Raw genomic sequence first — 25,765 nt, 5'->3', positions numbered from 1 at the left:
ACAATGTCCGGGAAATATGCCGCTATATAACCGCACTGTCGCATAATTGCAATTCTTCCGAAATGAAATGACCTTTGTCTAATTGCCGTGGCGATGCGAACTGCTATGAATTGCCGTGATTTCAAGTCCGGGCCCTTCCTAGCTCACGCGGCCCGTCGCATGTCCCATGAGGAGGAGTTGCATGTCCGAGAAGATCTATCCGGTCACGAAGCCGGTGAAGGCGCGCGCCCTGATCGATAAGGAAAAGTACCTGAAATGGTACGAGGAAAGCGTCGAGAACCCGGACAAGTTCTGGGGCAAGCACGGCAAGCGGATCGACTGGTTCAAGCCCTATACCAAGGTCAAGAACACTTCCTTTACCGGCAAGGTTTCGATCAAGTGGTTCGAGGACGGTCAGACAAACGTCTCCTACAACTGCATTGACCGCCATCTGAAAACGAATGGCGACCAGGTGGCGATCATCTGGGAAGGCGACAACCCCTATATCGACAAGAAGGTCACCTATAACGAGCTCTACGAGCATGTCTGCCGGATGGCGAACGTGTTGAAGAAGCACGGGGTCAAGAAGGGTGATCGCGTTACCATCTACATGCCGATGATCCCGGAAGCGGCCTATGCGATGCTTGCCTGCGCCCGCATCGGGGCGGTGCATTCGGTCGTCTTCGGCGGCTTCTCGCCGGAGGCGCTGGCGGGGCGCATCGTCGACTGCGAATCCACCTTCGTCATCACCTGCGACGAAGGCGTGCGCGGCGGCAAGCCGGTGCCGCTGAAGGACAATACCGATACGGCGATCGATATCGCCGCTCGACAGCATGTCAGGGTCAGCAAGGTGCTGGTCGTTCGCCGCACCGGCGGCAAGACCGGCTGGGCGCCGGGCCGCGATCTCTGGCATCATCAGGAGATCGCCACGGTGAAGGCGGAATGCCCGCCGGTGAAGATGAAGGCGGAAGATCCGCTCTTCATTCTTTATACGTCAGGCTCGACCGGCAAGCCGAAGGGCGTGCTGCACACGACGGGCGGTTACCTCGTCTATGCGGCGATGACGCATGAATATGTCTTCGACTATCACGACGGTGACGTCTACTGGTGTACGGCAGATGTCGGCTGGGTCACCGGTCACTCCTATATCGTTTACGGGCCGCTCGCGAACTGCGCGACGACGCTGATGTTCGAGGGCGTGCCGAATTTCCCGGATCAGGGCCGTTTCTGGGAAGTCATCGACAAGCATAAGGTCAACATCTTCTACACTGCGCCGACGGCAATCCGCTCGCTGATGGGTGCCGGTGACGAATTTGTCACGCGCTCCTCGCGTTCTTCGCTGCGCCTGCTCGGCACGGTCGGCGAACCGATCAATCCCGAGGCCTGGGAGTGGTATTACAATGTCGTCGGCGACAAGCGCTGCCCTGTCATCGATACGTGGTGGCAGACGGAAACCGGCGGCCATATGATCACGCCGCTGCCTGGCGCCACCGATCTGAAACCCGGTTCGGCGACAACCCCGTTCTTCGGCATCAAGCCGCAGCTTGTTGACAATGAGGGCAAGGTGCTGGAAGGCCCGGCCGACGGCAATCTCTGCATCACCGACAGCTGGCCAGGTCAGATGCGCACGGTCTATGGCGATCACGAGCGCTTCATTCAGACCTATTTCTCCACCTACAAGGGCAAGTATTTCACCGGTGACGGCTGCCGGCGCGATGCGGACGGGTATTATTGGATCACCGGCCGCGTCGACGACGTGCTGAACGTCTCTGGCCACCGGCTCGGTACGGCAGAGGTGGAATCCGCGCTTGTCTCTCACAACCTGGTTTCGGAAGCCGCAGTCGTCGGTTATCCGCATCCGATCAAGGGCCAGGGCATTTATTGCTACGTGACGCTGATGTCCGGTCACGAGGGATCGGATACGCTTCGCCAGGAACTGGTGAAACATGTTCGTGCTGAAATCGGCCCGATCGCTGCGCCTGACAAGATCCAGTTTGCGCCCGGCCTGCCGAAGACCCGCTCCGGCAAGATCATGCGCCGCATCCTGCGCAAGATCGCCGAAGACGATTTCGGTGCTCTCGGCGACACCTCGACGCTTGCCGATCCGGCCGTCGTCGACGATCTGATCGCCAACCGGCAAAACAAGGCCACCGCCTGACATATCGAGCCGCTCCGGCCCGTCCGGAGCGGCTCGCTCGTTAGTTAGCCGGATTCTCGGCTATTCCGATCGTAAGACGCCAATTGGAATATTGACTTAGAAATCAATCGCTCGGCCATTGATTTCGTAATCGCCGAAGCGCGCCGGCTCGGCTCCGCCGCGGCCGCCGATCTCCGCCGGCAGCTCCAGCGGCTTCTGGCTCTTTCGCCGCTCCTCGGCTTCGGCAAGGGCGCGTCTGGCAGCCGGGGACAGCATCCTACGCGGCGGCTCCGTTCCCTCGGCCATCGGCGTTTCGCTATTGTCGTTATCGGCGTCCTGCATGGCCGTCTCCTGCCGGAAATATTGAAAATGGCTGGTGAATAACCAAATCATAATGTGCCGGTGCCGGGATTAAAAGCTTGTGACGCCGAAATCGGAGATGGAGATCCGCAATGAACCTCGTTCGCACTGCCATGTTGCTTGCCTTCATGACGGCGCTTTTCATGTTTGTCGGCTTCCTGATCGGCGGTCGGGCCGGCATGATGATCGCATTCGTCATTGCCGCCGGCATGAATTTCTTCTCCTACTGGAATTCCGACCGGATGGTGCTTTCGGCCTATCGCGCGCAAGAGGTCGACGAGCGCAATGCGCCGGAATTCTTCCGGATCGTGCGCGATCTCGCCCGCAATGCCGGCCTGCCGATGCCGAAGGTCTATCTCTACGACAGCCCGCAGCCGAATGCCTTCGCCACCGGCCGCAATCCCGATAACTCAGCCGTCGCCGCCTCGACCGGCCTGCTCAGCGCCTTGTCTCCTGAGGAAGTCGCAGGCGTGATGGCGCATGAACTGGCGCACATTCAGAACCGCGATACGCTGACGATGACGATCACGGCAACGCTTGCCGGCGCGATCTCTATGCTCGGCAACTTCGCCTTCTTCTTCGGCGGCAACCGTGAGAACAACAACAATCCCCTCGGCTTCGTCGGCGTCATCGTCGCGATGATCGTGGCGCCGCTCGCTGCCATGCTGGTGCAGATGGCGATCAGCCGCACGCGCGAATATTCGGCAGACCGCCGCGGCGCCGAGATCTGCGGCAATCCGCTCTGGCTCGCTTCGGCGCTCGGCAAGATCGCGCGCGGCGCTGCTCACGTGCCGAACGAAGATGCCGAGCGCAACCCGGCGACGGCGCATATGTTCATCATCAATCCACTCTCCGGCGAGCGCATGGACAATCTGTTTTCCACCCATCCGAATACGGAAAACCGCATCGCTGCGCTGCACGACATGGCGCAAGGCGGCATGAATGTCTCGACGTCGCAGGCTCGTACTGCTAATCCGTCGCGCAAATCGCGCTCTGTTCCGGATACGGGTCTTGGTCGCGGTGGTTCGCAACCGCCAAAAGGTCCGTGGTCTTGAATTCAGACGGCACGAAGAAGCCATTCCGCAAGCATAAGCCCGCCACCGAGCGATCTGCGCCTGATAAGCCAGGCCTGCAGGCCCGGGCAGCGGCGGCAAAAATTCTTGCAGCCGTCGTCGACCGCAAGCTGCCGCTCGACGGCGCTCTCGATCATGAACACGGCAATCCGGCCTATAGGGCGCTCGGCGAAAGCGACCGGGCGCTCGTCCGCGCCATCCTGAACACGACGCTGCGCCATCTGCCGCGCATCGATGCCGCGATTGCCGCGTTGCTGGATTCGCCGCTGCCGGAGGGGGCAAGGGCGCTGCATCACGTGCTCGCCATCGGGGCGGCGCAGATCCTCTATCTCGATGTGCCGGATCATTCGGCTGTCGATCTTGCCGTCGAGCAGGCCAATCTGGATCCACGCAATCGCCGTTTCGCCAAGCTCGTCAATGCCATCCTCCGCCGGCTCGGCCGCGAGAAGGAGCAGGTGCTTGATGCGATCGGCAAGGTCGCGCCGATGCCGGCCTGGTTCATCGCCAGGTTGGAAAAGGCCTATGGCCGGGACGCGGCGCTGGCGATTTCGGAATCCCAGCTCGAACCGGCCGCAATCGATCTGACCGTCAAGTCCGACCCGGAAGGCTGGGCGAAGCGGCTTACCGGCGTCGTCCTGCCCACGGGCGGCGTGCGGCTCGCCGCCTTCGACGGCGGCATTCCTTCGCTCGAAGGCTTCGATGAGGGCGCGTGGTGGGTGCAGGATGCGGCAGCAAGCATCCCGGCCAAGCTGTTCGGCGATCTCTCCGGCAAACGCACCGCCGATCTCTGTGCTGCGCCCGGCGGCAAGACGGCGCAGCTCATCCTGGCCGGCGGCGCAGTCACCGCACTCGACCAGTCGGAAAGCCGGCTGAGACGGCTGCGCTCGAATCTCGACCGGCTCGGCCTCAAGGCGGAGACGATTGCGGCAGACCTGACGACATTCGAGCCGGCGGAACGCTTCGATGCGATCCTGCTCGACGCTCCCTGCTCTTCCACCGGCACGACACGCCGGCACCCTGACGTGTTGTGGACCAAGGGGCCTGAGGATATCGCCCGGCTGGCGGCGCTGCAGGAGCGGTTGCTGCGTCATGCGCTGACATTGCTGCAGCCGGGCGGCACACTGGTTTTTTCGAATTGTTCGCTCGATCCTGTCGAGGGTGAGGAAGTCGTCGCCCGTGTTCTTTCCGATACGGATGCGGTCGAGCGCGTTCCGATCGGCGCCGGCGACTGGCCCGGCCTTGAGGCGGCGATTACGCCGCTCGGCGAATTCCGTACGCTTCCCACCATGCTGAAAATGCCTGATGGCATCGGCTCCGGCCTCGACGGCTTCTATGCGGCTGTGCTGCGGCGCGTGGCCTGATTGCAAGGCTTGAGCGCGCGCGGCGAGCCTGCATTATACGAGGTGCTTCATAGCCTCGGGTCACGCATGCCCTTTTGCAAAACCGTCCCCACGATTTCAGGCGAAACGCGTTAATTTGCGTATATTCGAACCTTGTCACGAATTAATTCATTGTGGACGATGAAATCGGCCGCTTTTCACCTATTCTTAACCACGAGGGTCAATAGACAATAGAATATGCAGTCCGGTCGGCGTTTTGCGAGCATGTATGTTCGGGAGGCTTGGCGGCGCGCCTTGCGCCGCGTCGCGTTGCTGCGCCTGAAGCTCTTTCGTCATTCGATCAAGGTGCCCGAGCGTCTGATCGTCGCGCCGACCGATCTCCGCAGCATCGATCCACATGTGGCCGACGAAATCCTCAACGGACGGTTTCTCCTGGCCGGGCGCATGCTGGAAACGAACGGAAAGTCGCCCTTCACCTTCACCCTGCCCTCGCGCCCCTTCGCGACGCGTCTTCACAGCTTCGGCTGGCTGCGGCATATGCGGGCGAACAAGACGGAGCGTAGTTCGGCTGCGGCCCGCGCGATCGTCGACAGCTGGCTTTCTATCCATGCCGGTCGCATGGAGGGGATTGCCTGGGAGATCGACGTCACCGCCCAACGCGTTATCGCCTGGCTGTCGCATTCGCCGGTGGTGCTGCAGAACGCCGACCGCGGCTTCTATCGCCGCTTCATGAAGTCGCTGGCGTTCCAGGTGAGGTTCCTGCACCGCATGGCGCCGTTCACCCTCGGCGGCTTGGAGCTGTTTCGGCTGCGTATCGCGCTCGCCATGGCCTCCGTCGCCATGCCGGCGCGCGCCTCCACGCTGAGAAGGGCGGCGCAGGCACTCGACCGCGAATTCGATAGCCAGATTCTATCAGATGGCGGCCATGTCTCGCGCAATCCGCGCGTCGGGCTGGAATTGCTGCTCGATCTGCTGCCGCTCAGGCAGACCTATGTCAATCTCGGCCATGACCTGCCGCAGAAGCTGATCTCCGGCATAGACCGGATGTATCCGGCATTGCGGTTCTTTCGCCATCAGGACGGGGACCTGGCGCTGTTCAACGGGGCGACCTCGACGCTCGCAAACGAGCTGATGTCGGTGCTGCGATATGACGAGACCGCCGGTCAGCCGTTCAAGGCTTTGCCGCAGTCGCGCTATCAGCGGCTTTCCGGGGGAAAGACGGTGATTATTGCCGATACCGGCACGCCGCCTTCGGGAGGCGCACTTCGGACCGTGCATGCCGGCAGCCTCTCCTTCGAGATGTCGTCCGGCCGTCATCGGTTCATCGTCAATTCCGGTTCGCCGAAATTTGCCGGGCATCGTTATGTCCAGATGGCGCGCACGACGGCGGCGCATTCCACCGTCATCCTCAACGACACGTCGTCCAGCCGTTTTTCGCCCTCACCCTTCCTTAGTCACGCGATCACCGAACCGGTGAGAACCATCACTGTCGAGCGCGCCGAAACCGAGGACGGACGCGACGGCATCAAGCTCACCCATGACGGCTATCTCAGGGTGTTCGGGGTGCTGCACGAGCGTGAGCTGACACTCAATGCCGCAGGCTCGATCGTGACAGGCCGCGACCGGCTCGTTGTCCGCGAAGGATATGAGCATGACGAACCTCTGAAGGCTGTCGCCCGTTTTCATATCCATCCCTCGATCGTCCTGCATCAGAGTGACGGGGAGTCCGTGCTGCTGACGGCGCCGGACGGCGAAAGCTGGCTGTTTTCGGCGCCCGGCAATGAGGTGCTGATCGCTGAGGACATCTTCTTTGCCGACAGCTCCGGCATCTGCGGTTCGGACCAGATCGAAATCGACTTCGATCTTGCCGAAAAGACGGAAATCCGCTGGTTCCTATCTCGTAAAAGCTAGAGGCGGAGGATTTTAGGCCGAGTGGCCAAAGATTGGGATCACAGCAAGGAAGCAAGGTATGATGCCATCCAAAAATGGCTCGTGCTTTTCGTCATCTGCTCTGACGCCTGTTTGCGCGGCGGCAAACCTGTGCTAACGCGGCGCCAGCATGCGAACATCCCTTGCGGATGTCCTCCCGAAGCCCGAACGGAGAAGGTTTCATGGCCGTCATTTCCAAGAAGATCCCCGCCCCCGACAAGGTCGAAATCAAGACCGCGCTCATCTCCGTCTTCGACAAGACCGGGATCGTCGAACTCGCCCACGCCTTGTCTGCCAGAGGTGTGCGCCTGCTTTCGACCGGCGGCACCTATAAAGCGATCGCTGCGGCCGGACTTGCCGTCACCGATGTCTCCGAAATCACCGGTTTTCCCGAGATCATGGACGGACGCGTCAAGACGTTGCACCCAATGGTGCATGGCGGCCTGCTGGCGATCCGTGACGACGGCGAACACCAGGATGCGATGAAAACACACGGCATCGAGGGCATCGACCTCGCCGTCATCAACCTCTATCCCTTCGAGGAGGTGCGCGCGGCCGGCGGCGACTATCCGACGACCGTCGAGAATATCGACATCGGCGGTCCGGCGATGATCCGCGCATCGGCCAAGAACCATGCCTATGTGACTACCTTGACCGATCCGGCCGATTATGCCGAGCTGCTGGAGCAGCTTTCCGCAGATGACGGCAAGACCGCCTATGCCTTCCGTCAGCGTATGGCCGCCAAGGCCTATGCCCGCACCGCCGCCTATGATGCAATGATCTCCAACTGGTTCGCTGAGGCGCTGTCGATCGACACGCCGCGTCACCGGGTGATCGGCGGCGCGCTGAAGGAAGAGATGCGCTACGGCGAAAACCCGCATCAGAAGGCTGCCTTCTATGTGACCGGCGAGAAGCGTCCGGGTGTTTCGACGGCCGCTCTTCTCCAGGGCAAGCAGCTCTCCTACAACAACATCAACGATACGGATGCCGCCTACGAACTCGTCGCCGAGTTCCTGCCTGAGAAGGCGCCGGCCTGCGCGATCATCAAGCACGCCAATCCCTGCGGCGTCGCCACCGGATCCAGCCTGGTCGAGGCCTATCAGCGGGCGCTCGCCTGCGATTCCGTTTCCGCCTTCGGCGGCATTATCGCGCTCAACCGGACGCTGGATGCCGAAACGGCCGAGGAGATCGTCAAGCTCTTCACCGAAGTGATCATCGCGCCCGATGTCACGGAGGAGGCAAAGGCGATCGTCGCCCGTAAGCCGAACCTGCGGCTATTGTCCGCTGGTGGCCTGCCCGATCCGCGTGCGGCGGGCCTGACGGCGAAGACCGTTTCCGGCGGCCTGCTCGTCCAGAGCCGCGACAACGGCATGGTCGAGGATCTGGAACTCAAGGTCGCCACCAAACGCGCGCCGACGGCACGGGAACTTGATGACATGAAGTTTGCCTTCAAGGTCGGCAAACATGTAAAATCGAATGCCGTGGTCTATGCCAAGGACGGCCAGACCGCCGGTATCGGCGCCGGCCAGATGAGCCGCGTCGATTCCGCCCGCATCGCCGCGCTGAAGGCCGAAGAGGCAGCCAAGGCGCTTGGCCTTGCAGTGCCGATGACACACGGCTCGGCGGTCGCCTCCGAGGCCTTCCTGCCTTTTGCCGACGGTCTTCTGTCGATGATCGCCGCAGGGGCGACAGCGGTTATCCAGCCGGGCGGCTCGATGCGCGACCAGGAAGTCATCGATGCCGCCAACGAACACGGCGTCGCAATGGTCTTTACCGGCATGCGCCATTTCCGGCACTGAGTGATTGTGACTGCATAATTCCTTTAAATCGAAATCGATTTGAGGATGAAATTATGCAGCAACTCAAAGTGCTACAGCGTCCTTTGCGCGTCTTAAAAGACGCCCGGCGCTGTAGCCGCCGGCCAGGGCAGAGCTGATTGCTATGCCCGATCGGCCGGATAGGGTGTGCGGAACAAGAGCACCAGTCCGCCGGCAAGAAACAGGATCAGCGTTGCCATCCCGAGCCGCGGTGATCCGCTCATATAGGTCATCAGCGAGAAGAGCAGCGTCGCCATGAAACTCGTGGCGCGGCCCGAAAGTGCATAGATGCCGAAGTAGCGGCCGGCTTCCTCCGGACTGACGCTGCGGGCGAGATAGGAGCGCGACGAGGCTTGCACCGGCCCGAAGGCGAGCCCGATCAGCAGACCGTAGAGGATATAGGCCTTTTCCGCCGCAGTACCGAAAAGGCCGCCGGAATCGGCCGTCGGCAGCGGCATCAGTCCGAACAGGGTGTAACCCGGTCCTGTCGAGATGATGCCGATCGTGGCGAGAAGCAGCATGCTGAGGCTGATGACGACAGTCACCTTCGAACCGACGCTCCTATCGACGCGGCCGGCGATCAGGCAGCCGAAGATCGCGACAACATTCAGGATGATGCCGTAGATACCGATCTCGATCGTCGCCCAGCCGAACATGCCGGCCGCGAAGATACCACCAAGGATCAGCAGGCCGTTGACGCCGTCTTGATAGATCATGCGGGCAATGAGGAATGTCAGGATGCCGCGGCGTTCTCTGAGTTCGCCAAGCGTGTTTCTGAGTTCCCGCAAGCCGGAGCGGACGGCGGTGCCGAAGGGAAGACCCCTGCCGACGTCCGGCGTGAAGAAGAACATCGGCAGGATGAAGATCAGATACCAGACGGCTGAGATCGGCCCGGTGATACGTGCATCCTGGCCGGTCTCAGGATCAAGACCGAATAGCGGATCGAGACCGAGGATGGTCTTGCCGGTCTCGGGGCTCGCCGCCAAAAGCGTCACGACGGCGATGAGCACGATTATGCCGCCGAGGTAACCGAGCCCCCAGGCGGTGTTGGAGAGCTTGCCGACCTCGTGCTTTCCGACCAGACGCGGCATCATCGAATCATTGAAGACGATCGAGAACTCAGCCGAGATCGAGGCGAGGATCATGAAAATGACGGGATAGACAACAGGCGAACCGGGGGCTGCGAACCACAGGCAGAAGAGACTGGCGATCTTGATGATCGCGAAGAAGCCGATCCAGGGTTTGCGTGCGCCGGACTGGTCGGCGATCGAGCCGAGGACGGGTGAGAGCAGGGCGATGATCACCGAGGAGATCGTCGCCATATTGCTCCACGTCGTCTGCGCGGAAACCGGGTCATCGGTCAGGCGGGAAACGAAATAGGGTCCGAAGATAAAGGTTGTGACCACGGTGAAGAAGGGTTGTGCTGCCCAATCGAAGAACATCCACCCCCAGATGCCCTTCTCCGTGGCCTTCGGCGGTTGCGTTCCTGTCCAGTCAATGCGATTCAACATCCGCTCCTTCTTTTGACGCGGACTGTCTCACCTCGCCCGGTCGCGCGCAAGATCGGTCAGGATACCTGCAGCAACGGTAATACGCGCGAGATTGGGATCGCCGCCGTCGCTGAGGCTTGAAAGCTCCTCGAGGATGCGGTTAATGCGGATGCGATCCTGCGCGTGCCAGGCTTGAACGGGAAGCTTTTCCTTGCCGTGATCGGAAAGGGCCGAGATGACGATGTCGCGCCTTGCGCTGGCGATCTGGTCGATGCTGCGGGCAAGCGCCAAATTCTCGTAATGGTCTGAGGTGAGGATCCGCCCGCCGGCCGCCAGCAGTCTGCCGATACGGAAGGTCTGCGACACCGCGAAATAGTTTTCGGCGGCGCGCACCAGGGGCTCGCCGGTGCGTTCGGCAATCTGCATGATCTCAGGCACCAGCGCGAAGCTCTGCAGGTTGGCGATCTCGGCCGCGAGTTTCTCGGGCACGCCCGCCTGGCTATATTCCGCTTGGCGCGGGGCGGCATCGCCAGCCGACTGTTCGGCGAAGGCAGGCTTCAGTTTCTTCAGAGCGGCCTGCAGCCGGCTAATCACTTCTGCCATATCCGCCTTGGTCATGCCGGTCTTCAAGAGCAGCCGCGTCAGAACGGTAAAGCTATGGCTGATCTCCTCGTAGATCCGGTTCTGCATATCGCCGGAAACCTTGCCGTCGAGAGCGTCGGTTTCGGCCCAGAGCCGGGTCAGGTCGAAACCGTCGCGGGCAACGATTGCGGCGCGCACCACTTCCGGTGCCGAAGCTGCCGTCGCGTCCATCATGGCGACGGTGAAGCTTGGTCCGCCACGGTTGATCGCTTCGTTGGCAAGCACGGTCGCGACGATTTCGCGCTTCAGGCGGTGACTGGTGATATCGCCGGCATTCGACTTCTGCATCTTCACAGGGAAATAATTCAAAAGCGTCGCGATGAAATAGGGATCGTCCGGCAGATCGCTTGCGGCCAGCGCGTCGAAGAGCACGATCTTGGCATAAGATACCAGCACGCCGATTTCCGGCCGCGTCAGCGGCTTGCCGGCCGTATAGCGTTCGGCAAGGGTCTGGTCGTCCGGCAGCGTCTCGACCTTGCGGTTCAGCTGGCCGGCGCCCTCGAGCACAGTCATGAAGCGCCCAAGCTGCAGACCGTTTGCCGTGCCCTTGCGTTCCGTCAGTGAGATCGCCAGGGACTGCAGGTAGTTGTTGCGCAGCACCAGGGTTGCCACTTCGCCGGTCATCGAAGAAAGAAGCTGGTCGCGTTTTGCGCGCGTCAGGCGCCCGTCATGCATGGCGGCTGCCAACGCGATCTTGATGTTGACCTCGACGTCCGAGGTGTTGACGCCGGCCGAGTTGTCGATGGCGTCGGAGTTGCAGCGCCCGCCCTTCAGACCGTAGGCGATGCGGCCCTTCTGGGTAACGCCGAGGTTTGCGCCTTCGCCGATCACCTTGGCGCGCACTTCCACCGCGGTGATGCGGATCGGGTCGTTGGCGCGGTCGCCGACTTCGGTGTCGGTTTCGGACGGCGCTTTCACATAGGTGCCGATGCCGCCGAACCAGAGCAGGTCGACCGGGCTCTTCAGGATCGCCATCATGATCTCGAAGGGGGTGGCTACGGCCTTGTCGATGCCGATCGCGGCAACCGCTTCCGGCGTCAGCGTGACCGATTTCGCGGCGCGGGAAATGATCATCGCACCCTTCGACAGCGCGCTCTTGTCGAAATCCTGCCAGCTTGAACGCGGCAGGTCGAAGAGCCGCTGGCGTTCGGCCAGCGTCTTTTCCATATCGGGGTCGGGGTCGATGATGATGTCGCGGTGATCGAAGGCTGATATGAGCCGGATTTTGGGAGAGAGCAGCATACCGTTGCCGAAGACGTCGCCCGACATGTCGCCGACGCCCGCGACGGTAAAGGGCGTCGTCTGGATATCGATGTCCATTTCTCGGAAATGGCGTTTCACGGTTTCCCAGGCGCCGCGGGCAGTGATGCCCATCTTTTTATGGTCGTAACCGGCCGAGCCGCCGGAGGCAAAGGCGTCGTCCAGCCAGAAGCCGGCTTCCTGTGCCAGTGCATTGGCGGTGTCGGAGAAGGTCGCAGTGCCCTTGTCGGCGGCGACGACGAAATAGGGGTCATCACCGTCGAGCCTGACCGTATCCTTCGGCGGCACGATATCGGCGCCCGATATATTATCGGTGATTGAAAGCAGCGTGCGGATGTAGGTCTTGTAAGCTTCACGGCCGGCATTGAAGATCTCGTCGCGGCTGCCGCCGACAGGAAGCTTCTTCGGATAGAAACCACCCTTGGCGCCCACCGGCACGATCACCGCGTTCTTGACCTGCTGGGCCTTGACGAGGCCGAGCACTTCGGTGCGGTAATCCTCGGCGCGATCCGACCAGCGAAGGCCGCCGCGCGCCACCTTGCCGAAACGCAGGTGAACGCCTTCGACTTCGACGCCATAGACGAACATCTCGCGGAAGGGTTTTGGCTGCGGCAATCCGTCCACCAGATGCGGATCGAGCTTGAAGGCCAGCATCGGCTTCGGCGAGCCGTCCGGGTTCTTCTGGAAATAATTGGTGCGCAGCGTCGCATCGACGATATTGACGTAGCGGCGCAGGATACGGTCGTCGTCAAGGCTTGGCACGTTTGCAAGCTCGGTCTCGATCGCCTGATGCAATTCGGCAAGCTTCTTCACGCGAGCCTTCTCCGAAAGCCTGGTGTCGAGGGTGTCATGGAAGAGACGGAAGATAGCAGCGGCGACACCGGGATATTTGTCGAGAGTCGTTGCGATATAATCCTGCGAATAGGCGATGCCGGCCTGCCGGAGATAACGCGCATAGGCGCGCAGAACGTTCGTCTCGCGCGCCGAGAGCCCGGCCGAAAGGATCAGCCGGTTGAAGCTGTCATTGTCGATCGTGCCGGCGAAGGCGGCGACGAAGGCTTCCTCGAGGGCGGCGCCGTAACGCTGCAGGTCGATTTCGCCGCCGTTGCGGGCCTCGAGCTCCATGTCGTGCAGCACGACGAGTTTGGTTTCTCCATCAGCGGCAGGCACCCCGATGTCGAAGGTGCGTTCGCTGACGACATTGAAGCCGAGATTCTCGAGGAGCGGCACTCGGCGCGACAGCGCTAGCTGGCCGCCGGCGTGAAAGATCTTCAAGGAAAGGGTGCGGCCCTGTGCCTCCTGGCGATGGTAGAACTGAATGCGAAGCGGCTCGCCGGCGGCGCAGGCGCCGATATCGGCGAGGTCGGCCACGGTTTCCTCCGGGGTGAAGGAATCCTGGAAGGCTTGGTCGACGGATATCTTCGGCGCTTTGGCCCCGGCCAGCGCCTCGAAACGGTCGTCCCAGCGGGCCGTGATCTCGCGGATCGCCTGCTCGAGCTTTGCCTGCGGGATGCGCGGCGTCTTGCCGCCCGAGCGGCCGATGATGAAATGCACGCGCGCCACGCCCCCTTCCGGGAAAGCCGGGTAATAGGCAGAGACACGGCCGTCATAGACAGTCTTCAGATAGGTACCGATCCGTTCGCGTACGATCGAGTCATATTCCTCGCGCGGCACGTAGATGATCACCGAGACGAAGCGGTCGAAATGATCGATTCGTGGCAGGACGCGCACGCGTGGCCGATCGGCCAAGTCGTTGATCTGTTCGGCAAAACTTGCAAGCAGCGTCGTGTCGATCTGGAAAAGGTCGTCGCGCGGATAGGATTCCAGCGTGTTGTCGAGCATGCGGCCGGAATGGCTCATCGGGTCGAAGCCGAAATGTTCCTTCACTTTCTCGATCTTGGAACGCAGCAGCGGGATTTCGGAGGCGAGCGACGTATAGGCCGTCGAGGTGAAGAGGCCGACGATGCGCAGTTCGCCGGTGACGTTGCCCTCAGTGTCGAAGCGCTTGACGCCGACATAATCCATATAGGCCCGGCGATGGACAATCGATTTCACATTCGCCTTGGTGACGATCAGGAAGTCGGGGCCGTCGAGGAAGGCAAGGATCTCAGGCGTTGTCGTTACGGCGTCCTTGCCGGTGCGCAGCACCAGAACATCGGGATTGGAGAGAATGCCGAGGCCAGCACCCTTGTCCCGCTCGACCTTGGCATCGCTCCCCTTGCCGGAATAGACATATTCCCGCATGCCGAGGAACGTGAAATTCTCATCGCGCAGCCAGGTCAGGAAAGCGACGGCTTCGTCGCGATCGGCCTTCTTCCGGCTGGCGCCATTGGCCGCAAGCTCTGCGATCACTCCGTCGATCTTGGAAAGCATCGGCTTCCAGTCGGAAACCGACAGGCGGACCTGTTCGAGCACTTTTTCGATGCGTTTGACGAGATCGGCGGCCTGGGCGGAATTGAGCGGCGCAATATGAAGCTGGATATGGCTGACGCGGTTGGCCGGATCGCTTGGGTGATCGGCGGAATAAAGCGCCGGCGCCTTGCCCTTCTCCATGATCAGGATGGGATGCACGGCCATGAACAGGTCGCGATAGGTGCTTGTCACTTCGCCCATGACCGATTCAAAAAGAAAAGGCATGTTCTGGTCGGTGACTGAAAGCACCGAGACCGCGATGCCATCCGGCGTCACATCGGCAATGGTGTCGATGCCGACACGAGGCACCTTACCGTTCCAGGCGGCGAGCTCCTTTGCCGAATGCACGGCGGAGAGTGCCAGCATCTCAGGCGTGTAGAGTTCGAGATCGTCATTGCTTGCCCGGCCGAAGAGAATTTCCGGATCGAGATGCGCTTCACCCGTCGCCTTGGCGATCTTGCGCGCGCTTTCGATCTGCTTTTCCCGTTTCGGATTGTTTCTGGCAGCCATGGATCGCCTCCCTCAATGTCTGATTTTTCGCAAGCTAGCAGAAGATTCTTCGAAAAAATCTCTAAAAGAGCGGTCCGAAGGATTGTTTTGATGCTTTTTTGGCGCTGGAAATGAGAAATTGTAAGAGATTTTCCGCTTTCGTCGCCAAACGAAAGGGAAAGTCCCGTCTCCCGGTTTTTCGTCCCGGCGAACATTTCCACGCTCGCATGAAGAATGGTTGACAGCGTGGCGTCAAAAAGATCATCAAACGCGGTCATCATTCGGATCTTGGGTATCATGTCGGAAAATGCAGCGGGCGCAGTCATCGTCATTTCCAGCCATGTGGTGCGTGGCTCGGTCGGAAACCGGGCAGCCGTCTTTGCATTGGAGACGCTCGGTCATCCGGTCTGGGCCATGCCGACCATCGTGCTGCCCTGGCATCCCGGCCACGGCCGCTCGACGCGGCTGACTTTTGCGGAAACGGATTTCGACGCGGCGATCGACGATCTGATCCGCGCGCCCTGGATCGGCGAAGTCAAGGCGGTGCTTTCGGGCTATTTCGGCAATGCCGCCCAGGCGCGCTCCGTCGCTCGGCTGATCGGTGCGCTCCGGCAAAACAATCCCGAGCTGCTCTATGTCTGCGATCCCGTCATGGGCGATCTCGGCGGCCTTTACGTGCCGGAAGCAACTGCAGAGGCTATTCGCGATCATCTCATTCCGCTTGCCTCGCTCGCGACGCCGAACCGGTACGAGCTTGCATGGCTTTCGGGGGCGGCCCTCGAAGACAACAGTACGATCATGGAGGCGGCGCTCGCGCTCGGACCATCGCGCATGCTCGTCACTTCAGCCGTGCCGATGATGGCGGGCGGTACCGGCAATCTTTATCTTTCCGGTCGCCACGCGCTTCTTGCCGAGCACCGTGTCGTCGAAAATCCGCCGAATGGTCTCGGCGACCTGCTCGCCGCCGTCTTCCTGTCGCGCCTGCTTTCCGGGCTCGAGGACGAAAAGGCGCTGCAGCTTGCCACCGCCAGCGTCTTCGAGGTGCTTGCGCGGGCCGTCAAGCGCGGCAGCAACGAGTTGATGCTGGCAAGCGATGCTTCCAGCCTTTCGACGCCGATGGCCATGGTGCAGATGCGCCGGCTTGTGCACCCGGCGCAGCGGCGGAAAAAGTGACGCATCTGCCAATATGTTCATTTTGCGGTGCAGCAGTTGATCTTGTCGTCCGCGCGCGCTAATCCAGAAGCATGCAGCGTTTTCCAAACCCTCTTCTGGACGGCTATCGCAACTTCATGAACGGGCGCTATTCCGACGCCCGCGACAGGTATCGGCAGCTTGCCGAAAACGGTCAAAGTCCTCATACGCTTGTCATTGCCTGTTCGGATTCTCGCGCGGCACCGGAGCTGATCTTCGATGCCGGCCCGGGCGAGCTCTTCGTCATTCGCAACGTCGCCAACATGGTGCCGCCCTACGAGCCGGATGGCCATTTTCATTCGACGTCGGCCGCACTCGAATTTGCCGTGCAGGTTCTGAAGGTCTCGGATATCGTCGTGATGGGTCACGGCCGCTGCGGCGGCATCCGCGCTGCGCTCGATCCGAATGCCGAGCCATTGTCGCCTGGCGACTTCATCGGCCGCTGGATGTCGCTGGTCAAACCTGCCGCCGAGCAGATCCAGAGCAACGACGTGATGACGGCCGCCGAGCGGCAGACGGCGCTGGAGCGTGTCTCCATCCGCAATTCAATCAACAATCTCAGAAGCTTCCCCGATATCAAGGCTCTCGAGGAAGCGGGAAACCTTCATCTCCACGGCGCCTGGTTCGACATTTCGACCGGCGAACTGTGGGTCATGGACGCCGAGACACGCGACTTCATTCGTCCCGAAATCTAGGGACATGCCGGTTTATCACTTTTTTAAGGATTGTTGTTAAGCTCGCCGTCAATTGGTCGGGTACGACCGAGGTTTTGATCACCGTGGCGATTGGCGATGAAGTTCGAAACCATCAAAAGGGTTATCCTGGCCGCTATCATGCTGCCCTTCGTCTTCATGCTCATCGAAGGCGTCGTCGTCATACGTTCTTCGGTCACACAATACAGGAACCTCGAAAAGGACCGGCAGTTCGCCGATGTGCTTGCCCGTGGCGGGTCCATCGCCGCCACCGAGATCCTGAGTGAAATCGGCGCCACCCGCCGCTACCTCGCACGTCCCAACAGCCGGACTGCCGCCGACATGTTGCAAAGCCGGGTGACGCTCGATCGGGAACGCCGCGCCTTTTATGCCAGCCTGCCCTCCCGCGATGCGCTCGACGAGGGGCTCGTCGGCGAATTATCGATTCTCAGCCTTGCCTACAGCCGCATCATCGCTGCGCGCAGCGCCGTCGACCAGGGGCGTTATACCGGCAGCGATCCCGGTTCCATCTACTGGTATGCGGCTCTCAAGCAGCTTGCTGTCGTCGATGCGCTCTCACCGCTGATCAGCGATCCGGTGCTGCTTGAGAAATCCAACCAGCTGATGGGCATCCTGCTGACCTATTACGGCGAAAGGCTAATTACCGGCGTTGGCACCCGCTACCTCGATCACGGTGTTTCCGCCAGATTGCCGGTAGAGCTCTTCGTGCAGGGCAAGGTCATGCTCGGCGAGGGCATGGATCATATGGTCTTCCATTCCTCCGCGCCGATCGTGCGCGACATCGTTGCCTATCTCGGCCGCAGCAACCAGGTGAAGGCGAATGCGATCACCGATGCCATTCTCGCCGGATCGCGGCCGACAGGCGCCGTGCATGACGTCTGGGCCGCTGCGCAGAGCGAACGCATGACCTTCCTGCAGCAGAAGATGATCGAGGCCGCAAAAGATATTCACGAGACCGGCGAAAATCTTTCCATGCGCTCGCACATTCACCTGACGCGGATCCTGGCGCTGTGTGCCGGCCTGCTGATTCTCGCCACATTGGTGATGGTGCTGGCGGCAAAGGGGCTGCGGCTGATCGACCGGCTGACGCAGGATAGGGAGGCGCTGGTGGGCGAGTTGCGTAGCGCCGCCCAGACCGATCTTCTGACCGGTCTTTACAACAGGCGCGGCTTCGAGGTCGCTGCATCTGCGCTTCTCACACAGGCCGAGCATGGATCACGCTGGATTTCCGTTGTGCTCTTCGACCTCGATCATTTCAAAAAGATCAACGATATCAACGGGCATGACGCCGGCGATGCGGTGCTCCGGCAGGTCGCGGGCGTTGCACGTGAGAATTTTCGTTCCTTCGATCTGCTGGTGCGCCATGGCGGCGAGGAGTTCCTGGCGCTTCTGCCGGATTCGACGCCTGACGATGCCGCAATCGTTGCCGAGCGCGTGCGGCTGGCAATCGAGGCGGCGGAAATCCCGTTGCCGAGCGGCGATGTTCTCAAGGTGACGGCGAGTTTCGGGTGCGCCGGACGGCCAAATGAAGCCTCCAACCGGAACTTCGAGGATCTGGTCAAACGTGCCGATCTGGCGCTTTATGCCGCCAAGGCCTCCGGCCGCAACTGCATCGTCTCGGGACCGACCCTGCCGGCCCCGGCCCAGGAGGAGCGACGCAAGGCGGCGTCGGGCGGCGGCTTTGATTTCCGCAAATGAAAAACGCCGCATGTCGCAGCGGCGTTTTCGGGTATGGGTGTCGATGAAGGCTTATCTACCGAGAAGGCCTACCTGCCGTCGATCTCCTGGCCGATATAGGCGATCGCCTGCTGGTAGACGCTGGCGGCGTTCCAGCCCTGGATGGCGACGAAATTGGGCTCTCCAGGCTGATAGCCGGCGCCGGCGCGCCAGCCATGGCCCTTGAGGAAATTCGCTGTCGAGGCCAGCGCGTCGGCGCGGGAACCGACCATGTCGACGCGGCCGTCGCCGTCGCCGTCGGCGCCGAAGCGCACGACATTGCGCGGCAGAAACTGCGTCTGGCCGATTTCACCATGGGCGGCACCCTTGGCCTGAGGGCTCAGATACCCCTCGGAGACGAGTTGGAGCGCGGCATAGAGCTGGTCGGTGAAATATTCCGAACGGCGGCAGTCATAGGCCAGGGTCGAAACAGCCGACAGCGTATGCTGGTTGCCCATATAGCTGCCAAAACCGGTCTCCATGCCCCAGATCGCAATCAGAGGGCCGGCCGGAACGCCGAAACGACGCTCTATCGAGGCAAAAAGCGCCTGGTTGGCGGCCTTCATGCTGCGGCCGCGGGAGATGACCGTGGCGCCGCCGCGTTTCTGCATGAAAGCGTCGAAGGAGAGCTTGAAGCTCTTCTGGCCGCGGTCGGCGGCGATCGTCGGCTTGTTGTAATTGACGTTGGCGAAGGCGCGGTCGAGGACCGAGCGGCTGACGCCGTTTGCCGCCGCTTCCTGCTTGAAATCGGCGACCCAGGCAGTGAAACCGCTGCTATTATTGCCGCATTGGGCGCTCTGGGCCGCTGCCGGCAGCGCGTGGAGAACGCCGGCTGCCGTAAACGCCGCCAGAAGGAATGTTGTCATGCGCATGAGGAACCCCGCTCCGGTCTGCTGAAGCGCGCCGCGGCCGATCGGGACCATGCGACGCGCTTTAAATCTTCGTTCTGTTCATGTCGTTGCCCCAAAACCGCTACACGGTCTCGGGCGGCATAGCTTGGCTTGACGCCGGGCAGAATGCCAGCCGAAGGCGATTTTGTCACGATCACCTTTTAGTAAGCGCTTATGGATAGAGGGCGCCTACGGCTCGGCAAAAAGCCCTGCCTTCATCAGCAGGGCTTTAGCATATTATGGTTTACAAATGGTATCAGGCGGCCTGCTTGCGCGGCTTGACAAGGCCGCGATTGACGAGCAGCTCGGCGATCTGAATGGCGTTCAACGCAGCACCCTTGCGCAGGTTGTCGGAGACTACCCAGATATTGAGGCCGTTTTCGACCGTTGCATCCTCGCGGATGCGCGATATGTAAGTCGCATCCTCGCCCGCCGATTCATATGGCGTGATGTAGCCGCCGTCCTCGCGCTTGTCGATGACGAGGCAGCCTGGTGCATCGCGCAGGATGTCGCGGGCCTGGTCGGCAGTGATCTCGTTTTCGAATTCGATGTTGACCGATTCCGAATGACCGATGAAAACCGGCACACGCACCGCCGTGCAGGTGACCTTGATCTTCGGGTCGAGCATCTTCTTCGTCTCGGCCAGCACCTTCCATTCTTCCTTGGTGTAGCCGTCCTCCATGAAGACGTCGATGTGCGGGATGACGTTAAAGGCGATACGCTTGGTGAACTTCTTGTTCTCGATCGGATCGGCGACGAAGACGGCGCGCGTCTGGTTGAATAGCTCGTCCATGCCGTCCTTGCCGGCGCCGGAGACCGACTGGTAGGTCGAGATGACGACACGCTTGATCTTGGCGAAGTCGTGCAAAGGCTTCAGCGCCACCACCAGCTGGGCGGTCGAGCAATTCGGATTGGCGATGATGTTGCGCTTGGTGAACTGGCTGATGGCATCCGGGTTCACTTCCGGCACGATCAGCGGCACGTCGGCGTCGTAGCGCCAAGCCGAGGAATTGTCGATGACGATGCAGCCCTGCTGGCCGATCTTCGGCGAGAACTTCTTGGAGACCTCGCCGCCGGCCGACATCAGGCAGATGTCGGTATCGGAGAAATCGTAATTCTCCAGATTGGAGACCTTCAGCGTCCGGTCACCGTAGGAAACCTCGGTGCCCTGCGAACGCGAGGAGGCGAGTGCCACGACCTCATCGGCGGGGAAGCCTCGCTCGGAGAGGATGTTGAGCATCTCCCGGCCGACATTTCCGGTCGCTCCCGCAACTGCTACTTTGAAACCCATTTCTCAAGCTCTCTTTCTCTTCTCTCCTCTTGTCCGGTGAGGGGAAAGGCGCGATTAATCGCGTCTTCCTGTCCCCAGCCGAGCCGGGGAGAGAGCGGCAGGCCAGAGACGTCAGACGGTTTTCGTCGTCGTTTTGGCCTTGGTTTTGGCAGAAACCGGAACGGCAATGTCCACCCCGGCAACCCGTGCCCGGTCATTGCATTCGGCAATGGCGTGTTCGTCGCGAACCATGGAGATTCCTTTTCCGATGTTGCTCTTAGAAGGTTTTCCACAGGAGTCAAGGTTTTTGCGCTTAGAGCCCGCAGGCGAAAGCTGCCGCCGCAATGCTGCGACGTTTTGTCATGCCGCTGTCATCCTCGGGAGGTATCCCGGCCCGGTTGTTAATGTCTGCAACGAAAACGGGGGTTTTCCATGCGTACGCTTCTTGCCGCCTTTGCGGCCACCACCATCCTTGCGGGCGCCGCTCAGGCGACGACGGTCTATCCGCTTGATCGCGCCACGATTCTTGCCGGTTCACCGTTTGATTTCAAGGTCGAGCTCAACAAGCAGGTCAAGCCTGAAGACGTAAAGATCACGGTCAATGGCCAGGACTACAAGACCGTGCTTGGGGGCGAGGCGCAGTTCGTCGAACTGGAAAAAGGCAAGGATGACAAGGCCCTCGGCTCCGCTATCCTGTTGCGCGGCCTGAAGATTTCCGCTCCGGGCGACTACAAGATCGAAGTCGCGGCCGGAGACGAAACGAAGTCCGTCACTTGGAACGTTTACGAAACAGCAGCCCAGCCGAAGGCCAAGAACATCATTTTCCTGCTGGGTGACGGGCTTTCCGTTGCGCATCGCACCGCTGCCCGCATCATGTCCAAGGGCATGATTGAAGGGAAGGCGAATGGCCGCCTGAATATGGACGATCTCGAGCGTATGGCTTTTATCGGCACGTCGGCGACGAATGCCGTCGATACGGATTCGGCCAACACCATGTCGGCCTACATGACGGGTCACAAGACGGCCGTCAATGCGATCGGCGTTTACGCGGACCGTACGCCGGCCTCGCTTGATGACCCGCGTGTTGAAACCTTCGCAGAAGCCGTTCGCCGCCTGACCAAGAAGTCGATCGGCATCGTTGCAACGGCCGAGGTTGAGGACGCCACGCCGGCGGCGGTTGTTTCCCACACCCGCAACCGCAACGACAAGGCCGACGTCGTCGGCATGCTGCTCGACGTCAAGCCGGAAGTCCTCCTTGGCGGCGGCTCGGCCTATTTCCTTGGCAAGGAAGTCGCCGGCTCCAAGCGTAAGGACAACCAGGACTACATCAAGCAGTTCCAGGATGCCGGCTACAAGCTTGCGACCGACAAGAACGAGCTCGCAGCCAATGCATCGGTTGAAGGCAATCTCCTCGGTCTCTTCCACACCGGCAATATGGACGTCACGCTTGATCGCGAGTTCCTGAAGAAAGGCACCGTCGACAAGTTCCCGAACCAGCCGGGTCTCGTCGCCATGACCAAAGTTGCGCTCGACCGCCTTTCCAAGAATCCTGATGGCTTCTTCCTGATGGTCGAAGGCTCCTCGATCGACAAGATGTCCCATCCGCTCGATTGGGATCGTGCCGTTATCGAAACCATCGAATTCGACCAGGCCATCGGCGTTGCCCGCGAATTCCAGAAGGCCCATCCGGACACGCTGATCGTCGTCACCGGCGACCACACGCATGGCGTATCCATCATCGGCACTGTCGATGATGAAAAGCCCGGCACGGAAATGCGCGAAAAGGTCGGGACCTATGCCGAGGCCGGCTTCCCGAACTACAAGGACGAAAACGGCGACGGCTATCCCGATAAGGTCGACGTCAGCCGCCGGCTGTTCCTGAGCGCCAATAACGGCCCCGATCACTACGAGACCTTCCGTCCGAAGCTCGATGGTCCGTTCGTTCCGGCTGTCCAGAACGAAAAGAAGGAATATGTCGCCAACGAGCAGTATAAGGATGTTCCCGGCGCGGTCTTCGTTCAGGGCAATATCCCGAAGAGCGGCGATAGTGGCGTCCACGCCGTCGACGACGTCGTCCTGCAATCGGCTGGTCCGGGCGCTGAAGGTTTCCACGGTTACATGGAACAGAGCGACGTCTATCGTGTGCTCGCCGACACCTTCGCTCTCGGCGCCAAGCAGACGAACTGATCTCTAGATGCGGATGATTTTAGGCCAGCTCGGCCTAAAATCTGAATTCGCATCTAAATCAAAGAAATAGCGCATGATGTCGTCCGAAAACCGCGCACACTTTTCGACATCATGCTCTGGCCCATCCGGCTAGGCCGCTTGCCGGCCCTGCCTCTTTCACCGATCATGGTCCCGGCCGTTAGCGGCCGGGATTTCATTCTTGGAGATCGCCATGGAAAAGCTCCCTTCGCTGCATCTCAGCCGCCGCGGCCTGATCGGCGCCATCGGTACGCTGGCCTTCGCCGCTATTGCTCGCCCGGGTTTTGCTGCGGATTCCTTGATCAGCTTTGATGAGCTTTACGGCAAGTTCGGCGTGCTCGGCCTCGAATTTTCAGACAAGGTGAAGCGCCTTGCCGGCAAAGACGTCAGCATGAAAGGTTTCATGGCGCCGCCATTGAAGGCTCAGGCCCGGTTCTTCGTGCTCACCGAGGTGCCGATGTCCCTCTGCCCCTTCTGCTCCTCGGATGCGGACTGGCCGGACAATATCGTCGTCGTCTATCTCTTGGAGAAACAGACCTTCGTGCAGCCGCGCCAGACGATCGAAGTGCGCGGCACGCTGGAATACGGTTCGTGGACGGATCCGGACACTGGCTTCGTCAGCCTGCTGCGGATCCGCCAGGGCGAATATTCCGCCGTCTAAACCGATATGCTCTCTCTCGATATCGAAAACCTGACCGTTGCCTTCCCGGGCCTGTCCTCGCCGGCACTGGCGATCGGCCGCCTGTCGATCGATGCAGGCAGCAGGGTCGCCATCACCGGGGCGTCCGGCTCCGGCAAGAGCACCTTCGTCAATATCGTTGCCGGACTGGAGCGCACACGGCAAGGCCGTATCCGCTGGAACGGCGAGGATATAGCGAGTTTTTCAGAAAGCCGGCGTGACCGGTTCCGTGCCGCCAATATCGGCCTGGTCATGCAGGAGTTCCATCTCTTCCACGGCCTGTCGGCGCTGGAGAACGTACTCCTGCCGGCGCGGCTTGCCGGCGCTGCCACAGTCGATGTCATCGAGCGGGGGCATGCGCTTTTGGGCACGGTCGGTCTTTCCCGACCCGGCCAGAAAATCGAAACCATGTCGCGCGGCGAGATGCAGCGCGTGGCGATCGGCCGGGCGCTGCTGCGCAAGCCCGGCGTCATCATCGCCGACGAGCCGACCGCAAGCCTCGATGCCGAAAGCGGCGAGGCGGTCGGCGATCTCCTCCTCGATCTTGCCATTGCCGAAGGCAGCACGCTGATTGTCGTTTCACACGACCAGCGCTTGGCGGGCCGCCTCGACCGGCGCATCACCTTCGGCTCCGGCCGGATCAGCGAAGATTCCGCAGCAGCGGCGGGAGAGGCTGCATGATCCGCTTCATCCTTTCCGATCTTCGTCGTCTCTGGGCGGGATCGCTGGTGGTCGTGCTGCTGGTGGCGCTTGCGACCGCGCTCGGCGTTTGCGTCGTCCTACAGGAGCGGGCGCTTCGTCTCGGCAGCGCGCGCGCCGCTGACAAGTTCGATCTTGTCATCGGCGCCGGCGGCAGCGAGACGCAGCTCGTGCTGTCCTCCGTCTTCCTGCAGCCTTCGCCGCTGCCGCTGATGCCGGGCGAGGTGCTCGGCAAGCTTGCCGCAGATCCGCGGGTCGATTGGGCAGCCCCGATCGGCTTCGGCGATTCCTTCTCCGGCTATCCGATCATCGGCACAACGACCACGCTGCCGCAGAACCTGTCCGGCGGCTTAGCCGAAGGCAAGATTTTCGCGCGCGAGGGCGAGGCGGTGATCGGCGCTGCCGTCAAGCTGTCGCTCGGCGGCGAGATCAAGCCGATGCATGGGTCGCTGGAAGAGGGCGGCGAGACTCATACCGAGCTCGTCTATCACATCGCCGGCCGCTTGCGGCCGACCGGCACCGCCTGGGACCGAGCCATTCTCGTTCCCATCCAAGCGGTCTGGCACATTCATGGCATGGAGGCGGAGGAACATGAGGAGGACAGTGGGCACGAACATGAAGCGGCGTCCGGAACGGATAGCGCTGAACATGGCCATGAACATGAGAAGGCCGGCGCTGATCACGATCGGCATGAGCATCACGGGAGAGCCGATCCGGATGCCGCGCTTGATGAGACCTGGACTGCGGGCGCTCCCGGCCTTCCCGCCATTCTCGTCAAGCCGAAGACGATCGCCGATGCCTACAAGCTGCGGCAGGAATATCGCAGCGGCAATACCGTCGCCGTCTTTCCCGGCGAGGTGCTGACCAATCTCTACGCCACGCTCGGCGATGCCAAGCAGATCCTCGTCGCGGTCGCCTCCGGCGCGCAAGTTCTCGTCGCAGCCTCGCTGGTGCTGGTCACGGTTATCCATATCGGCCAGCGCCGCCGCCAGATCGGCGCACTGAGAGCCTTCGGCGCCCCACGTGGCGCGATTTTCGGCATCGTCTGGCTGGAATTCTTCTTCCTGGTGGCGGTTGGCATCGCACTCGGATTCGCGCTCGGTTATACCGCGGCCCTCATCTTGTCTGGCATGTTCTCGCAAACGAGCGGGGTCGCCATGCCGGTCGTCTTCACGCGTGAAGACGCCGGGCTTGCAACAGTGCTGCTTGCCTTTGCCGCAATTCTCGCTGCACTGCCGGCAGTGCTCGCCTATCGGCAATCGCCGGCACAGGCGCTGAGAGCATAACGGATCCACGTCGCAAACCGCAGTGAAACCTGCTTTCAAACCTCCGGCAGCTCAATCGTCACGGACGGCCTGATGTGCGCGAGAAACCGCGCCACTCTTAGACTAAAGTCATAATCCCAAAGCATCTCTCTTTTTGATCTGTCGTTTCTGGCACACTCTCGTCAGGCGTGTCGCGGCCAGGGGTATGC

General features: G+C 61.2%; 18 protein-coding genes. 12 read left to right on the top strand and 6 right to left on the bottom strand.

The window, feature by feature from the left end; genetic code table 11:
* The first annotated feature begins 181 nt into the window (after window positions 1-181).
* On the top strand, window positions 182-2,137 hold the full coding sequence (gene acs / locus BS629_RS08235; RefSeq protein WP_018244146.1) for an acetate--CoA ligase: 1,956 nt from the start codon (window positions 182-184) through the stop codon (window positions 2,135-2,137).
* A gap of 96 nt (window positions 2,138-2,233) precedes the next feature.
* Here the strand turns inward: acs and BS629_RS08230 are convergent, their stop codons facing one another.
* Complete coding sequence (locus BS629_RS08230) at window positions 2,234-2,458, bottom strand: DUF1674 domain-containing protein (RefSeq protein ID WP_018244145.1); 225 nt, start codon at window positions 2,456-2,458, stop codon at window positions 2,234-2,236.
* Window positions 2,459-2,568: 110 nt separating this feature from the next.
* On the opposite strand from BS629_RS08230, the gene htpX reads away from it, so the two are divergent.
* The 4 genes from htpX (at window position 2,569) to purH (ending at window position 8,617) form a co-directional block, all read left to right on the top strand.
* Window positions 2,569-3,531: a zinc metalloprotease HtpX gene (gene htpX, locus BS629_RS08225; RefSeq protein WP_018244144.1), complete on the top strand. Its 963-nt coding sequence runs from the start codon at window positions 2,569-2,571 to the stop codon at window positions 3,529-3,531.
* Complete coding sequence (locus BS629_RS08220; protein WP_018244143.1) at window positions 3,522-4,910, top strand: RsmB/NOP family class I SAM-dependent RNA methyltransferase; 1,389 nt, start codon at window positions 3,522-3,524, stop codon at window positions 4,908-4,910. Before htpX ends, BS629_RS08220 begins: the two co-directional genes overlap by 10 nt.
* A 216-nt stretch (window positions 4,911-5,126) precedes the next feature.
* Window positions 5,127-6,800 carry a heparinase II/III family protein gene (locus tag BS629_RS08215; protein ID WP_077988101.1) on the top strand — a complete coding sequence of 558 codons (1,674 nt, stop codon included), beginning with the start codon at window positions 5,127-5,129 and terminating at the stop codon, window positions 6,798-6,800.
* A 200-nt stretch (window positions 6,801-7,000) separates the two neighbouring features.
* Window positions 7,001-8,617 carry a bifunctional phosphoribosylaminoimidazolecarboxamide formyltransferase/IMP cyclohydrolase gene (gene purH / locus BS629_RS08210; protein ID WP_077988100.1) on the top strand — a complete coding sequence of 539 codons (1,617 nt, stop codon included), beginning with the start codon at window positions 7,001-7,003 and terminating at the stop codon, window positions 8,615-8,617.
* Window positions 8,618-8,757: 140 nt separating this feature from the next.
* On the opposite strand, the gene BS629_RS08200 is transcribed toward purH, so the two are convergent.
* Window positions 8,758-10,146, bottom strand: coding sequence for an MFS transporter (locus BS629_RS08200; RefSeq protein ID WP_018244140.1), 1,389 nt, complete (start codon window positions 10,144-10,146; stop codon window positions 8,758-8,760).
* 27 nt (window positions 10,147-10,173) lie between these two features.
* On the bottom strand, window positions 10,174-14,949 hold the full coding sequence (locus tag BS629_RS08195; RefSeq protein WP_018244139.1) for an NAD-glutamate dehydrogenase: 4,776 nt from the start codon (window positions 14,947-14,949) through the stop codon (window positions 10,174-10,176).
* 276 nt (window positions 14,950-15,225) lie between these two features.
* On the opposite strand from BS629_RS08195, the gene pdxY reads away from it, so the two are divergent.
* From pdxY to BS629_RS08175, 3 genes are all read left to right on the top strand, one after another.
* Complete coding sequence (gene pdxY / locus BS629_RS08185; RefSeq protein ID WP_026188562.1) at window positions 15,226-16,101, top strand: pyridoxal kinase PdxY; 876 nt, start codon at window positions 15,226-15,228, stop codon at window positions 16,099-16,101.
* A gap of 71 nt (window positions 16,102-16,172) precedes the next feature.
* Window positions 16,173-16,814 (top strand): carbonic anhydrase, encoded by a 642-nt coding sequence (locus BS629_RS08180; protein ID WP_018244137.1) that lies wholly within the window; start codon window positions 16,173-16,175, stop codon window positions 16,812-16,814.
* Between the two features lie 96 nt (window positions 16,815-16,910).
* Window positions 16,911-18,530: a GGDEF domain-containing protein gene (locus tag BS629_RS08175; protein WP_018244136.1), complete on the top strand. Its 1,620-nt coding sequence runs from the start codon at window positions 16,911-16,913 to the stop codon at window positions 18,528-18,530.
* 68 nt (window positions 18,531-18,598) lie between these two features.
* Here the strand turns inward: BS629_RS08175 and BS629_RS08170 are convergent, their stop codons facing one another.
* From BS629_RS08170 to BS629_RS40315, 3 genes are all read right to left on the bottom strand, one after another.
* Window positions 18,599-19,420 (bottom strand): lytic murein transglycosylase, encoded by an 822-nt coding sequence (locus tag BS629_RS08170; protein WP_026188561.1) that lies wholly within the window; start codon window positions 19,418-19,420, stop codon window positions 18,599-18,601.
* A 274-nt stretch (window positions 19,421-19,694) separates the two neighbouring features.
* Complete coding sequence (locus BS629_RS08165) at window positions 19,695-20,729, bottom strand: aspartate-semialdehyde dehydrogenase (protein WP_012759513.1); 1,035 nt, start codon at window positions 20,727-20,729, stop codon at window positions 19,695-19,697.
* A 111-nt stretch (window positions 20,730-20,840) separates the two neighbouring features.
* Complete coding sequence (locus tag BS629_RS40315; protein WP_018244134.1) at window positions 20,841-21,053, bottom strand: hypothetical protein; 213 nt, start codon at window positions 21,051-21,053, stop codon at window positions 20,841-20,843.
* An 87-nt stretch (window positions 21,054-21,140) separates the two neighbouring features.
* Between BS629_RS40315 and BS629_RS08155 the strand changes: the two genes are divergently transcribed.
* The 4 genes from BS629_RS08155 to BS629_RS08140 all read left to right on the top strand — a co-directional run bounded on the left by BS629_RS08155 (window position 21,141) and on the right by BS629_RS08140 (window position 25,577).
* Entirely contained in the window at window positions 21,141-22,895 is a 1,755-nt protein-coding gene (locus BS629_RS08155; protein WP_018244133.1) for an alkaline phosphatase, read from the top strand.
* A gap of 211 nt (window positions 22,896-23,106) precedes the next feature.
* On the top strand, window positions 23,107-23,574 hold the full coding sequence (locus BS629_RS08150) for a hypothetical protein (protein WP_026188560.1): 468 nt from the start codon (window positions 23,107-23,109) through the stop codon (window positions 23,572-23,574).
* Between the two features lie 6 nt (window positions 23,575-23,580).
* Window positions 23,581-24,273 carry an ABC transporter ATP-binding protein gene (locus BS629_RS08145; RefSeq protein WP_018244131.1) on the top strand — a complete coding sequence of 231 codons (693 nt, stop codon included), beginning with the start codon at window positions 23,581-23,583 and terminating at the stop codon, window positions 24,271-24,273.
* Window positions 24,270-25,577, top strand: coding sequence for an ABC transporter permease (locus BS629_RS08140; protein ID WP_018244130.1), 1,308 nt, complete (start codon window positions 24,270-24,272; stop codon window positions 25,575-25,577). Before BS629_RS08145 ends, BS629_RS08140 begins: the two co-directional genes overlap by 4 nt.
* The last annotated feature ends 188 nt before the right edge of the window (window positions 25,578-25,765 follow it).

This window comes from Rhizobium leguminosarum bv. viciae USDA 2370 (assembly GCF_002008365.1).
In the GTDB taxonomy this organism is placed as follows: Bacteria; Pseudomonadota; Alphaproteobacteria; order Rhizobiales; family Rhizobiaceae; genus Rhizobium; species Rhizobium leguminosarum.
This window is presented reverse-complemented; position numbering and strand designations above follow the sequence as displayed.